This window comes from Plesiocystis pacifica SIR-1 (genome assembly GCF_000170895.1).
Lineage (GTDB): Bacteria > Myxococcota_A > Polyangia > Nannocystales > Nannocystaceae > Plesiocystis > Plesiocystis pacifica.
Genome location: NZ_ABCS01000094.1, coordinates 22298 through 36461 on the forward strand (window position 1 = coordinate 22298; position 14164 = coordinate 36461).

At 72.7% G+C, this 14164-nt stretch carries 7 protein-coding genes; 4 read left to right on the forward strand and 3 right to left on the reverse strand.

The features are described 5' to 3' along the window. Position 1: 1 nt before the first annotated feature. A complete protein-coding gene (locus tag PPSIR1_RS32500; RefSeq protein WP_006975486.1) occupies positions 2–1927 on the reverse strand; it encodes an acyl-CoA dehydrogenase family protein in 1926 nt (641 codons plus the stop codon). Next, positions 1927–2640: a TetR/AcrR family transcriptional regulator gene (locus PPSIR1_RS44475; RefSeq protein ID WP_006975487.1), complete on the reverse strand. Its 714-nt coding sequence runs from the start codon at positions 2638–2640 to the stop codon at positions 1927–1929. The genes PPSIR1_RS32500 and PPSIR1_RS44475 overlap by 1 nt, the downstream gene beginning before the upstream one ends. A 200-nt stretch (positions 2641–2840) precedes the next feature. Between PPSIR1_RS44475 and PPSIR1_RS32510 the strand changes: the two genes are divergently transcribed. Together PPSIR1_RS32510 and PPSIR1_RS32515 are read left to right on the forward strand one after the other, a co-directional pair. After that, positions 2841–3668, forward strand: a complete 828-nt coding sequence (locus tag PPSIR1_RS32510) for a hypothetical protein (RefSeq protein WP_006975488.1) — start codon at positions 2841–2843, stop codon at positions 3666–3668. Positions 3669–3765: 97 nt separating this feature from the next. Further along, the gene (locus tag PPSIR1_RS32515) at positions 3766–4296 is read left to right on the forward strand and encodes a hypothetical protein (RefSeq protein WP_157596201.1); all 531 of its coding nucleotides are present in this window, start codon (positions 3766–3768) and stop codon (positions 4294–4296) included. 156 nt (positions 4297–4452) lie between these two features. Here PPSIR1_RS32515 and PPSIR1_RS32520 read toward each other — a convergent pair whose 3' ends face one another. Beyond that, on the reverse strand, positions 4453–5391 hold the full coding sequence (locus PPSIR1_RS32520; RefSeq protein WP_006975490.1) for a hypothetical protein: 939 nt from the start codon (positions 5389–5391) through the stop codon (positions 4453–4455). A 157-nt stretch (positions 5392–5548) separates the two neighbouring features. On the opposite strand from PPSIR1_RS32520, the gene PPSIR1_RS32525 reads away from it, so the two are divergent. Both PPSIR1_RS32525 and PPSIR1_RS32530 read left to right on the forward strand, forming a co-directional pair. Further along, the gene (locus PPSIR1_RS32525; protein ID WP_006975491.1) at positions 5549–7147 is read left to right on the forward strand and encodes a tetratricopeptide repeat protein; all 1599 of its coding nucleotides are present in this window, start codon (positions 5549–5551) and stop codon (positions 7145–7147) included. 321 nt (positions 7148–7468) lie between these two features. Continuing rightward, the coding region (locus tag PPSIR1_RS32530) for a beta-ketoacyl synthase N-terminal-like domain-containing protein (RefSeq protein WP_157596202.1) at positions 7469–14164 on the forward strand (6696 nt) is incomplete at its 3' end.

Sequence of the window (14164 nt, forward strand, 5' to 3'; positions counted from 1 at the left end):
GCTACTCCGCGGCGGCGCGCTCGTCCGCGCCGTTGAGGGACGCGAGCTTGTCGAGCAGGCGCTGCCCCGTGGTCGTGATCTCGTCGTGGAGGAAGCGGTCCCGGGCCTCGCAGCGCTCGAGCCAGCGCTCGAGCACCTCGCGGCGCTCGGCGTGGGCCTTGGCCTGCTCGAGCAGGATCTCGGCGATCTGCACGTCGGAGAGGATCCGGGTCAGGCGCTCGGCGTGGAGCATGGCGAAGGCGAAGTCGCGCTTGGGGTTCCAGTCCTTGAAGAAGGCCTGGCTCCACGTGTTGACCGGCTTGCCCTGGAGCGAGCGGACCTTGTCCGAGGCCGTGCGCCGGATCAGGTACTGCACGGTGTCGGCCTGGAGCAGCTGCAGCTTGGCGACGCGGCGCTCGAGGGGGTCGCGGCTCGACAACGAGCGCCAGCGAGCCTGGGCCATCTCGCGCACGAAGGCCTGCGGGTTCTTCATCACGCCGCCGAGGGTGTCCTTCATGGCCATCAGCGACTGGATCTGGCTGGTGCCCTCGTAGATCGGCAGGACCATGGCGTCGCGCAGCAGCTTCTCGGCGCCGTACTCCTTGATGTAGCCGTTGCCGCCGTGGATCTGGATGCAGCGCCGGGCGTGCTCGACGGCCTTCTCCGACGACAGGTACTTGAGCAGGGGCGTGGCCCGGCGCGCCGCCGCCTTGTGCCGACGGATCTCGCCGTCGAGCTCGTCGAGGGGCACGGGCGAGAGCTCGGGCATGTGGTCCCGGGCGATCTCGAGCTTGGTCGCAATCTCCTCGTGCCACGCCGCCTGCACGCACAGCGCCCGCAGGCCCTGGATGTCCGTGCGCATCTCGTCGAGCATGTCGGCGATCATCTCGTGGCGATCGATGGTCTTGCCCATGGACGGGCGCTCGGCGGCGTAGGCCTTGGCCTTGTTGTAGGCCGCCTCGCACAGGCCGATGGACTCGAAGCCCACGCCCACGCGCGCGCCGTTCATCAGCGTGAGCATGTACTTGAAGCCCTCGCCGCGCTTGCCGAGCAGGTGCGCCGGGGTCCGGTCGAAGCTGATCGCGCAGGTCGCCGCGGCGTGGTGGCCCATCTTCTCCTCGGCCCGGTCGATGGTCGCAAAGCGCTCGCGGCCCTCGTCGGTGTCCTCGTAGGTCTGGACCAGGAAGAAGCTCAGCCCGCCGAGGCCGGCCATGGGGTCGTCGGGGTCGCCGGGTTTTTCGGTCCGGGCGATGACGAAGTGGTACTTGGCGTGGCCCGAGGTGATGAAGATCTTCTGGCCGGTGACGAACCAGTTGCCGTCCTCGTCCTGCTCGCCCACGGTCCGCAGCCGGGCCATGTCCGAGCCGGCGTCGGGCTCGGTGATGTCCATGGCGCCCCAGGCCTCGCCCGTGCCGATCTCCTCGATGAACTCCTGGAAGCGGGTCGCGGTGATCTGGCCCTTGGACGGGTCGAAGGTGGTCGAGCCCTCGCGGATCGAGAAGATCAGCATGGCCATGGCCATGGCCCCGTGGAAGCCGTGGTGGGTCATGACCGACTGATCGCCGCGGGCCATGAGCTCGGCGCTGAGGAAGTAGAGCAGCAGCGGGCTCTGCATCCCGCCGAACTCGCGGGGCAGGGTCATCCAGTGGAGGTCGAGCTCCTGGATGCGATCGAAGATGGTCTGCATGCGCTGACCAAACACGATCTCACCGTCGACGAGCTCCGAGTGCTGGGTGTCGAGCTCCTCCCAGTGCGGGGCGATGTCCTCGGCCACGAACTCGCCGATCATCGTCATGAAGTCGCGGTAGGTCTCGACGGCCTCGGCGACGCTCTCGGGGCAGTCCTCGGCCTTGAAGTTCCACTCCGTCGCGCGGACGACGGGGTCCCAGTCGATCCCGTGATCGAAGTACCAGCGCAGGTCGTCGTTTTCCTCGAAGAAGTTGGCCATCAGTCGTCGCTTTCTGGGCGCTCGGGCCCGAAGTCTTGGTTGCGTTGGGAGTGGGTCGTGGAGTCCGCCACGGGTCGGGGCCGAAACAGGCTGACCTTGGCGATGCGCAGCAGCTCGGCGGTCTGGCGCTCGAGCAGCTGCGCGCTGGATTCTTGGACCTCGAGCTCGGGGCCCAGGCTGCCGACGGCCTCGTAGGTGGCCATGGAGCCGAGCACGAGCACGGTCATGTGGCCCACGTAGGCGCGCGGGTCGACCTCGGCGCGGACCCGGCCGGCCTCCTGACCGCGGCGGATGTAGTCGGCCACGATGCCCACCCACGGGCGCACGTGGGCCTCGATGAGCGGCTGCATCTCCTCGGGTCGGTCGAGGAGCTCGCGGAGGATCAGCCGGGCGCGGTCGGGGTCGTCGGCGAAGAAGCGGACCGTCGTCGACAGCACCGTGTCGAACTGCTCGCTGCCCGTGCTCGCGGCCATCAGCAGCTGCGGCAGGGTCTCGTTCCAGTGGGCCAGGATCTCCTCGAGCACCGAGCGACGCAGCGTGTCCTTGCTCTGGAAGTGGTAGAGCAGCGAGGGCTTGCGGATGCCGACGGACTTGGCGATGTCGGCGAGGGAGACCCCGGAAAAGCCATGCGCCGCGAACAGGCGGGTGGCCTGCTCGAGGATTTGTTGCGCGACATCCGCGCGCGAGGCTTTGGCAGAACGAGAGGTAGGCATCTGGCTACCGGTCAGACGAGAGGTGCCTACCACTCGGTAGAAAGTCTTGCAAGCGGTGTTTTCTAGCCAATTGAAGAGGGTTCGCGCACTCGGTGACCGCTCAAAAAGGCGTCGGTTGCGCCAGCTCGGCACCTGGGGCCGGTTGCGCGACGTCCAGAACCGGAGCGGATCCTCGACGTTGGCAGCCAGCCAGGAAGCCCATGCTCGGTCCGTCTTCGACTCGCCCCCCCACCCTCTCGTCGGCGCTCGTCCTCGCCCTGGCCATGGCCGCCTCGGCCTGCGCCAGCGACCCCCACGGCTTGGCTGCCCAGGACACCACCGGGCCCGCGGCCGCGAGCTCCCTCGTGGATCTCCCGAGCCCCGCGAACCCGAGCGTCGAGCTCCAGCGCGGCGATCCGCCGCCGCCCCGCGACACGCCGATCTTCACCCTCGACTTCACCGACATCGCGCCGGGCGAGCGCGTGCCGATGCGGGACTACTTCGACTTTGGCGCCCTGCTCTTTGGCGACGGCGAGAGCGACCACGCCGCGCTGCTCGACGCGGCCAACGGCGAGCTGGGCCAAGCCCTCGGCGACGCGGCTCCGCGAGCGCCGGGGCGCTTCGAGCTGACCGCGATCAGCAACCGCCTCGACCTGCGCGAGCCCGGGCGCAACTGCGGCGAGGTGTGGCTGCGCTACCGCCTCGTCGACGACACCCGCGGGGAGCCGGGCGCGCTGACCCTCGACGCCCGCTTCGCGCAGATCCGCCGGGGCGTCGACGAGCACGGCGAGCCGATCCTCGACTGCGACATGATCCTCGACTCGTGGTTCATCGACGCCGCCACGGCCACCGACACGCCCGCGAGCATCCGTCGCCTCGCCCACGGCAAGGACGCGCCCCTGAGCGCGATCCAGCTGTCTCGGTTCAGCCTCCTGGGTGTGGAGATCCGCGTCCAGGAGGCCGAGGGAGGCGAACGCGTCGTCGCCCTCGACTATCGCCACGCGGACGCCGAGGGGACGCAGTTCGTCCCCGCCGACAACGCCGACTAGCGTCGCTGACGCCGAGGCTCCCCATCTCGTCAGGACTCTTGCAACCAGCGGCGCGATGGCGCTCCCCGCGATGACGCCGCGGCGCTACCCTGCGGCCGTGTTGGAGCTCCGGCTGTTTGCGATCAGCCTCGCCGTGCTCATCGGCGCGACCGTCTACGCCACCAAGTCGTGGCGCTTTCGTCGGCTGTCGCTGCGCGGCTTCGACACGCCCTTCGTCCCGACCGGCCCCTTCCGCCACGCCGATCCCGAGATTCGTCCGCTCTACGGCCGGGTCCGCGACGCCGGCAGCGTCGTCAACTTCGCCATGCACGTGCTCGTCGCCTACGGCGGCGCCGCCTCGCTGGCCATGTTGATGTGGGCCGGCGTGACCGCGATGGAGCAGTCCCTCGCCGAGGGCCTGACGGCGAGCGCCCAGGGGGCCCTGCTCGGGAGCATCAGCGCCGCCGGCATGTGGCTGGGCCACCGCAAGCTGCACCTCATCGGCGGCGCCGTGCTGACCGTGTTCGCGTTCGCGGTCTGGCCCCCGGCCGCGCCCTTGGTGTTCATCCTGCTGGTCGTGCAGCACGACCTCATGCGTCGACGGATGCGGGCGGACGAGCTCGAGGCCAAGCGCGTCCAATCGCTCTGACCTGTTTTGCCCCCGCAAGCGTCTCGGAACCGGGGACGCTTCGTCGCTATCCGCTCCTCCGCTGTGGTCGTGGGGCAATGAGGTTCGTGCCTTTCAGAGGGCATTTGGTCGCCCCCGCGAGCGGGGGCGTGGATTCATTCAGCCGCTGAGCCCCAGCTAACAGACCGCGCCGCAGTCGTCGACGGCTGACTGGGCGCACAGCAGGTCCCAGGTGTTGTCGCAGCAAAAGGCATCGAGGGCGCACACGCACTGCTCGATGGCCGGCACCGAGCAGCCGGGGGTGCCGTTGGAGACGCAGCAGTCCCCGCCGGGCGTCCCGTTGGAGCAGCCCGAGGTGTCGAAGGCCAGGCAGTTCGCGGCGCAGGCCAGCGTGCCCTGGCTAAAGCCCTGGCTCACGCAGCTCTGGCCGTTGAGGTTCACGCCGTCGCAGACCTCGTTGCCCTCGAGGATCTGGTTGCCGCACATGTAGGTGACGCAGTTGCTGGTGTCGTAGCCGTTGCAGTCGGCGGTGCAGGCCAGCGCGCCGTCGTCGAAGCCCAGGCCCGCGCAGCTCTGGCCGCCCAGGTCGCCGCCGTCGCAGGTCTCGCCGCCCTCGATGACCCCGTTGCCGCAAGAAAACGAGGTGCAGCCCGAGGTGTCGAAGCCCGAGCAGTCTGGGGCGCAGGCCAGCGTGCCCTCGTCAAAGCCGAGGCTGGCGCAGTCTTGGCCCTGGAGGTCGGCGCCGTCGCAGGCCTCGCCGCCCTCGACCACGCCGTTGCCACAGGTCCCGCCGTCGTCGGTGGTGGTCTCCGTGGTCTCGCCCTCGCTGGTGGTCCCCTCCCCCATCGCGTCGGTCGAGTCCGTGCCCGCGTCGGTCGAGTCCGTTCCCGCGTCGGTCGTGCCCTCCTCCGTGGTCCCGGCCTCCATCGTCCCCGCCTCGTCGTCGAGGGTGTCGGCCTCTTCGCCCTGGTCGTCGTCCGGGGGGTCGAAGGTCGCCGGGCTCGTCCCGAACGAGGTCGAGAGTTGATCGGGCGTGCCCTCGGCGCAGCCGAGGCCGAGGGCCAGGGCGAGCGCGGGGATGGAGACGAGCAGAGAGCGCGAACACGATGACGACATGACAGACAACCCGAGCATCCGAACCGTCGAGGCGACCGCGGGGGCCAACGCCGACCAACCTGGCCATGGTAGGCCCACGGCGTGGCCACAAACAAGTTCGGCGCACATTTCGGGTCTGCTCCAGTCGAACCCTCAGCCGGGCTGCTAAATTAATCCCGTGCCCTCGCAGCCGCCCCGCGCCCGCCTCTGCCCCCTCCTGTTCGCGGCCGCCTTGGCCTGCACCAGCACCAACACCGACCCTGGGGAAACGCTGGTCGAGCCCGAGGGGGGCGCAGACGCAGGCTCGGACGGCCCCAGCTGCGCAGGCCCCGAGGCCTTCGACGCGGCCTGGACCCGGACGCACCGCGACGCGCTGCGCGAGGCCTTCGCCGAAATCCCCGGTGAATGGCCGGCGACCACCGTCGACACCCTCGAAGCCCGGGCGACGGCGACACAGCCGTGGCGGCGCGCCTACCTCGACGCCTGCGCCCGCGCCGACGCCCTCGCCTCGACCTGCCTCGACCACCAGCTGTGGCGCTTCGACGCCCTCGTCGGCCTGCTGCGCGAACGCCCAGATCAGGCCGCCTCGCTGTGGCGCGCCGTCGACTCGAGCTTTGGCGCCGACGCCCTCGCTCGGTGCACGAGCGGAGCCATCGAGACCTCCGTGAGCCCGGACGCCGCCGTGGTCGTGGCCGTGCACCGGGCCCGGCTGCTGACCGAGGCGGGCCGGCACGGTGAAGCCGTCGAGGCCTGGGCCGCCCTGCGCAGCACCCACGCCGCCGCCCTCGAGACCGCCCCCGAGTCGGCGCGGACCGCCCTCGAGCTCCACGCCCTCGACGCCCGGGTCCGCAGCGCCGAGCTCGACTCGAACAAGGCGGCTCCCCTCGCGGCCGAGCTCGCGCCGCTGCGCGAGCGCGCCCTCGCGACCCAGTCGCCCCAAGCCCACGCCGCCCTCGCCCGCGTCGAGCTCGAGCTCGCCCTGCGCAGCAGCGCAGCTGGCCAGGCCCAGGCCGCCGCCGCCCTCGAAGCCCACCTCGCGCGGACGCGCGCGGGCGAGGACCCCCGCGGGCAGGCCACCGCGCTCGTGCTCCTCGCCAGGCTGCGCGCCGCCACGGGCGAGCACCAGGCCGCCGCGCCGCTGTTTGGCGAGGCCATCGCCCTCGGCGCGCGCGCGGGCAAGGGCGAGGGCGAGGACCCCCGCACCGCCGAGATCCAGCACCTCCTGGCCCGCTCGCTCCTCGCCCTCGGCAACACTCAAGGCGCCCTCGACCTCCTGACGCAGGCCCGCGACAGCTTCGCCACGGCGCTCGGCCCCGACCACCCGGCGACCCTCGAGGTCGTCCTCGACATCGGGCGCCTGTTCATGGCCGCCGATCGCCCCGCCGAGGCCCAGTACGCCTTCCTCGACCTGCTCGAGATCCACGACACCCTCCGCGGGCCCAAGCACCCCGCCACGGCGAAGGTCAAGCTCGAGCTCGGCGACGCCCTGCGGGCCATGGACGAGCACGCCAACGCGCTGCAGCTCTACCGCGAGGCCCTGACGCCCCTGACCCAGGCCCTGGGCGCCGACCACCCCGAGGTCCTGCGGGCCCTCGTGCACCTCGCCCGGACCGAGGTCGCCCTCGGCGAGCTCGAGTCTGCGGCGTCCCACTGCGCCACGAGCCAGGGTCTGGCCAAGAGCCTCGACGCCGACGACCCCCTCGTCGCGGAGGCGCGCGCGTGCGGCGAAGAGCTCGCCCGTGCCAAAGGGGGAAATCGACGCAAGCCGTCACGGTAACCGCGCAGTCTGAGCAAGTGCTGCAATATCCGCCGCCGCGTCGACTCAGGGTAGTTCAATAGAAGAGATCCTTTTTCTCGCGAACCAGTAATTCGTGTAATCTCATTGATGTAGGTAGTTTCTCGACACGTTGACGCCGCGTATTGCGTCCACATATCGAACCACAATTAGGCCCCCTACGCGTCCTTTGGCGCTGCGCTCGGGCCTCCGATGCGGACCAAAACGGGCATCTGGGCCACAAAGCGCGACAGGGCCCGCTCGGTGAGCCCTGGCGAGAGTCGGGTTGCGGCGACGGTGGAGGCAAACTAAGTTCCGATCGCCATGAACGCATCGCTACCTTCGATCGTCGGGAATAGATCGTCAAACGCGCACAGCTCCCCTCGAATAGCGATCATTGGCATCGGGTTACGCCTCCCAGGTGGGGTCGAGGACCTCGATCAACTATTTAGATTTCTGTGCTCGCGTCGCGACGCGGTGGCCCCCATCCCTGCGGAGCGCTGGGACGCCGAGGCCTACTTCGACGCCGACCCCCAGGCCGAGGGACGCGCCTACGTGCGCCGGGGCTCCTTCCTCGACCGCATCGACGAGTTCGACGCCGGCTTCTTCCGGGTCAGCCCCCGGGAGGCCAAGCGCACCGACCCCCAGCACCGCCTGGTGCTCGAGTCCGCGTGGACCGCCCTCGAGCACGCCGGCTTGGTGCCCGCGGAGCTCACCGGCACGCGCACGGGCGTGTTCATGGGCATCGGCTCGAGCGACTACGACTTTCGGCGCCGCGACGTCGGGGGCGCCTACACCTACCTGGGCACGCAGGCCTCCTTCGTCGCCGGCCGGGTCGCCCACAGCCTCGGGCTGCGCGGGCCGACCTTCGCCCTCGACACGGGCTGCTCGACCTCTCTCGTCGCGCTCCACTCGGCCTGTCGCGCCCTCCAGCACGGGGAGTGCGAGCTGGCCCTGGCCGGCGCCGTGCAGCTCATGGCCGCGCCCGATCACTTCGTGCAGCTGGCCAAGATCGGCGCCCTGGCCCCCGACGGGCGGTGCAAGACCTTCTCGGCCAAGGCCGACGGCTTCGGCCGGGGCGAGGGCGTGGTCGTCCTGGCCCTCGAGCCCCTCGAGCGCGCCGAGCACATGGGGCGGAACATCCTCGCCGTCGTCGAGGGCACCGCCGTCAACCACAACGGGCCCCAGTCCACGGGCATCATGGCGCCCAACGCCGACGCCCAGCGCGAGCTGCTCCGCGCCGCCCTCGAGGACGCGCGCCTCGACCCCGAGGCCATCGATCTGCTCGAGTGCCACGGCACCGGCACGCGCCTGGGCGACCGCACGGAGCTCCGCGCCCTCGGCGAGGTGTTTGGGCCCGGGCGCAGCGCGCAGCGACCCCTGCTGATCGGCTCGGTCAAGACCAACCTCGGCCACCTCGAGGTCGCGGCGGGCATGGCCGGCGTCGCCAAGGTCCTCGCCAGCATGCGCCACGGCGCCGTCCCGCCCAGCTTGCACACCACGCCGCGGACCGAGGCCTTCGCGTGGGATGAAGCCCACCTCGAGGTCGTCGACGCGCCGACGAGCTGGCCCCGGCGGCGCGATCGCGGACGCCGGGCGGGGGTCTCGTCCTTTGGTATGGCGGGGACCAACGCCCACGTGATCCTCGCGGACCCGCCGAGCCGAGTCGAGCCAGAGCTCGAGCCGGACCCCAAGCCCAGCGCGCCCGCCCAGACGTCGCCCCTGCCCTTGCTCGTGTCCGGCCGCGAGGCCCTCGATCTTCGCGCCCAGGTCGACCGCCTGACCGCCTTCTTGCGCCGGGAGGGCGCCCCCGCGACCGCCGACCTCGCCTACTCCCTGGCGACGAGCCGCACCCACTTCGACGCGCGCCTGAGCGTGAGCGCGGCGGCCGATGCCTCCCCCGCCGCCCTCGCCGACGCCCTCGAGGCCGCCATGGCCGCGCGCGAGCAGCAGCCTCAGCCCGCGCCGAGCTCCGGCAAGCTCGCCATGCTGTTCACCGGCCAGGGCAGCCAGTGGCCCGCCATGGCCCGGGCCGCGTGGTCCCAGCGGCCCGTGTTCCGCGACGCCCTCGAGGAGGTCTGCGCCCACCTCGACCCCCTCCTCGACGCCCCCGTACGCCCGCTCTTGCTCGGCGAGGTGCCCGAGGACCAAGCCCGCGCGCGCCTCGCTCAGACCGCCTCGACGCAGCCGGCGATCTTCGCCCTCGAGCTCGCGCTGTACCGGCTGTGGACCCACTGGGGGGTGAAGCCGGACCTGCTCCTGGGCCACTCGGTCGGGGAGATCGCCGTCGCCCACGTCGCGGGCGTGCTCGACCTCCCCGACGCCTGCGCCCTGGTCGCGGCCCGCGGCCGGCTCATGCAGGCCCTGCCCGCGGGCGGAGCGATGATCGCCATCCAGGCCTCCGAGGCCGAGCTGCGTCCGCACCTCGACGGGCTCGAGGAACAGCTGGCGATCGCGGCGATCAACGGCCCCAGCTCGACGGTCGTCTCGGGCGACGCCGAGGCGGCCCGCGCCGTGGAGGCTGCGTTCGCCGGGCGCGGGCGCAAGACCAAGCGCCTCGACACCAGCCACGCCTTCCACTCGCCGCGCATGCAGCCGATGCTCGAGGACTTCGCCGCGGCCCTCGGCGGCCTGCGCTTTGGCCCGGCGACGGTGCTGGTGGTGTCGACCCTGACCGGGCGGCGCTGCGAACCCACGACCATGGCCTCGGTCGACTACTGGCTCGACCATGCGCGGAGCGCCGTCCGCTTCCTCGACGGCGTGCGCAGCCTCGAGGCCGAGGGCGTCACCCGCTTCCTCGAGCTCGGGCCCCAGGCCGTGCTCGCCTCGGCCGTGCCGCACTGCCTGTCCGGAACCAAAACCAACGCCCACGCCGTGGCGAGCCTGGCCGGCCCCCGCTTCGAGGGCGCGCCAGGGGAAGACCTCAGCCGGGCCCTCGGCGAGCTCTACACCCACGGCCAGCGCGTCGACTGGCGGGCCGTGTTCGCCACCGTCGAGGCCCGGCGCTGCGAGCTGCCGACCTACGCCTTTCGCCGCGAGCGGCACTGGCTCGAGGGACGCCCGGCGAGCCCGCGGAGCCTCCGCTACACCCCGCGCTGGGTCCCCGTCGAGGGCTCCGCGAGCTGCCCGGGCGCGTGCGTGCTCGTGGTCCCCCAGGTCTGGGCCCAAGGGGCCGAAGGCGCGGCGCGCCTAGCCGAGCTGCGCGCGGACGAAACCACCTCGACCGAGGTGTCGATCGTCGATGAGGACGTCGACGCGGCGACCTGGCTCGACGCCCTGCCCACCCGCGCGGTCGCGCTGGTCTCGCTCCTGGCCCTCGACGATCGACCCGACGCCGCGCTGCCGGGGGTGTCTCGGGGACTGCGGGCCAACCTCGCCCTGACCCAGGCCTGCGCCCGCGCCGAGGCCCCGCCCAGGCTGTGGCTGGTGACCCGCGGGGCCGTCTCGGTCTCGGCCGAGGACCCCCTGACGCACCCCACCCAGGCGATGACCTGGGCCCTGGGTCGCGCGCTGGGGCTCGAGCATCCGAGCTCCTGGGGCGGGCTGATCGACCTGGGCGAGGGCCTGCCCCTGGCGGCGGCGCTCTCGACCCTGGTCCGCGACGATGGCGAGGACGAGCTGGCCGCGCGCGCCGATGGGATCCGCGCGCGCCGACTCGTCCCACTCGAAGGCTCTGAGCCGACCCCGCGCCCGCCCGTGCAGCTCCGCGGCGCCGCGCTGATCACCGGGGGCACCGGCGCCCTCGGCCTGCACATCGCCCGCTGGCTGGTCGAGCGCGGCGCGGAGTCGCTGATCCTGGTCAGCCGCCGCGGGCCCGCGTCGCCGGGCATCGAGGCGACCCGGGCCGAGCTCGAGGGCCTCGGCGCGTCCGTGTCCGTCGTCGCTTGTGCCCTCGACGATCGCCGCGCCGTGGCGGAGCTCCTCACCGCGCACCGCGAGGACCTGCGCGCCATCGTCCACGCCGCGGGCATCCCCGGGGAGCCCACGCCTCTGCGCGCCATCGAGGCCGAGCAACTCGCCGCCGTCGCGGCCGGCAAGGTCGCGGGCGCCCAGCACCTCCACGCGCTGAGCCGCGAGCTCGGCCTCGAGCTCGAGCTCTTCCTGTGCCTGTCCTCGATGTGGGGCGTGTGGGGGAGCGGCCCGCTGATGGCCTACGCCGGCGCCAACGCCTACCTCGACGCCCTGGCCACGCACCGGCGCCAGGCGGGTCTGCCCGCCGCGGCCCTCGCGTGGGGCCCCTGGGCCGAGGGCGGCATGGTCGACGCCGAGACCCTCGCGCGCCTGGGCGAGATCGGCCTGCGCTCCCTCGCCCCGAGCGTGGCCATCCATGAGCTCGGCGCCCTCGTCGACCACGGCGCGAGCGGAGTGCTCGTCGCCGACGTCGACTGGCCGCGCTTTTGTTCGTCGAGCGCGTCCGGAGGCGCGCGTCCGCTGTTCGCCGAGCTCCCCCAGCTGCGCGCCGACGCGGCCGGGGCCGACCTAGGCTCGACGTCGACCCTCGCCACCGAGCTACGCGCGGCCTCGCCCGAGGCGCGCCGGCGGGCCCTCGTCGCGCTCATCCTCGACACGATCCGCGCCGTCCTCGAGCTCCCCGACGACCCCCACACCGACGCCCGCCTGCGCCCCGAGGTCGGCTTTTATGACCTCGGCCTCGACTCGGTGCTGTGCGTGGAGCTGTGCGCCCGCCTCGGTCGCGAGCTGGGCGCGCGGCTGAGCGTGGTCTCGGTGTTCGAGAACCCCCGCCCCGCGGCCCTCGCCGCCCACCTCGACGCCCTCGTGTTCGGGGCGACGACGACCGCCGCCCCTGCGCGCGCCTTGGTTCAGGCCGACGAGGCCATCGCCATCGTCGGTATCGGCCTGCGCCTGCCCGGCGGCGTGGTCGACCTCGACAGCCTGTGGACCTTGCTCGAGGCCGAGACCGACGCCGTCGGCCCCGTGCCCAGGGAGCGCTGGGACGCCGAGCGCTTCTTCGACCCCGACCCCGACCGCGCCGGCAAGAGCTACACCCGCGAGGGCGCCTTCCTCGACGCCGTCGACCGCTTCGACGCCGCGTTCTTCAACATCAGCCCCCGGGAGGCTCGGCACCTCGACCCCCAGCAGCGCCTGCTGCTGGAGGCCACCTGGGAGGCCCTCGAGCGCGCCCACATCGTGCCCGGGGCCCTCGCGGCCTCGCGCAGCGGCGTGTTCGTGGGCCTGGGACCCAGCGACTACGCCCACCTCCAGACCGCCAGCGGCGAGGTCGATGCCTACACGACCATGGGCACGCACACCTCCTTCGGCGCCGGTCGCTTGGCCTTCTACCTGGGGCTGCGCGGGCCGGCGATCACCCTGGACACGGCCTGCTCCTCGTCCCTCGTGGCCCTGCACTGCGCCTGCGCCTCGCTGCGCGCCGGAGAGTGCGAGCTCGCCGTCGCGGCCAGCTCCCAGGTCATGGTCTCGCCCCACTTCGGCGTGCAGCTCTCGCGCACCCGGGCCCTCGCCCCCGACGGCCGCTGCAAGACCTTCTCGGCCGCCGCCGACGGCTACGGCCGCGGCGAGGGGGTCATCGCCCTGGCACTCCAGCGCCTGTCCGACGCCGAGGCCGAGGGCCGCCGGGTGCTCGCCGTGGTCCGCGGCTCGGCGGTCAACCATGACGGGGCCAGCAGCGGGCTGACCGTGCCCAACGGCGCGGCGCAGCGCGAGGTCCTGCGGGCCGCCCTGGCCAGCGCCAAGCTCGAGCCCTGGGAGATCGACGCGGTCGAGTGCCACGGCACCGGCACCAAGCTCGGCGACCCCATCGAGGTCCGCGCCCTGGCCGAAGTCTACGGCGAAGGTCGGGCCCAGACGCGGCCCCTGCTGCTCGGCGCGCTCAAGACCAACGTCGGACACCTCGAGTCCGCGGCCGGCCTGGCCGGCGTCGCCAAGGTGCTCGCGTCGCTGCAGCGCGGTGCGTGGCCGGCCTCGCTGCACACCTCGCCCCGCAACCCCCACCTCGACTGGGACAGCCTGCCCGTGGCGGTCGTCGATCGTCTGCAGCCGTGGACCCGCCGAGATCAGGCGCCGCGCCGCGCGGGCGTGTCGAGCTTTGGGCTGTCGGGGACCAACGCCCATGTCATCCTCGAGGAAGCACCCGCGCTTGCGCCCGCAGAGGTAAACGAGGTCGGCGACGCCGAGACCCCCGCCTTGCCGGCCCGGCCCCTGCTGCTCTCCGGCCGCAACGCCGCGGCCCTGCGCGCCCAGGCCGAGCGCCTGCGCGCCCACCTCGACGCCCACCCCGAGCTCGACATTGGCGCCCTTGCGGCCACCCTGGCGACGGCGCGCACCCACTTCGAGCGCCGGGCCTGCGTCCTCGCCCACTCCCACTCGGAGCTGCTCGAGGGCCTCGACGCCCTCGCCCACGAGCGACCGCACCCCAGCCTCGTCGACGCCGAGAGCCTGCGCGACGCCAAGCTCGTGTTCGTATTCCCCGGCCAGGGCTCGCAGTGGCCCGGCATGGCGCGGGAGTGGCTCGCGGACGCGCCGGCCTTCGCCGAGGCCATGCGCGCCTGCGACGAGGCCCTCGCCCCGCACACCGGCTGGTCCGTGCTCGAGCTCCTGCGCGGGGGCGTCGACGCCGAGGCACTCGCCCGCGTCGACGTCGTCCAGCCCACGCTGTTCGCCGTGATGGTGTCCCTGGCCGCGGTCTGGCGCGCCTTCGGGGTCGTCCCCGACGCGGTCATCGGCCACTCCCAGGGCGAGATCGCGGCCGCCTGCGTCGCGGGGGCGCTGTCCCTCGAAGACGCCGCCCGCGTGGTCGCCCTGCGCAGCCAGGTGATCGCGACCAGCCTCCAGGGCGAGGCCGGCCAAGCCGGCGCGATGGCGGCGGTCTCGCTGCCCGCCGCGGAGCTCGAGGGTCGCCTGGGCGAAGCGCTGAGCGTCGCCGTCGACAACGGGCCGCGAGCCTCGGTCGTCGCCGGACCGCCCGAGGCCGTCGCCCAACTCGTCGCCCAACTGAGGCCGAAGGCGTATTCGCCCGCGCCATCCGGGTCAGCTACGCCTCCC

Bases quoted from the DNA above. Each gene is read 5' to 3' on its own strand.
- PPSIR1_RS32500 (WP_006975486.1), bottom strand. From the start codon at position 1,927: ATGGCCAACTTCTTCGAGGAAAACGACGACCTGCGCTGGTACTTCGAT.
- PPSIR1_RS44475 (WP_006975487.1), bottom strand. From the start codon at position 2,640: ATGCCTACCTCTCGTTCTGCCAAAGCCTCGCGCGCGGATGTCGCGCAA.
- PPSIR1_RS32510 (WP_006975488.1), top strand. From the start codon at position 2,841: ATGCTCGGTCCGTCTTCGACTCGCCCCCCCACCCTCTCGTCGGCGCTC.
- PPSIR1_RS32520 (WP_006975490.1), bottom strand. From the start codon at position 5,391: ATGTCGTCATCGTGTTCGCGCTCTCTGCTCGTCTCCATCCCCGCGCTC.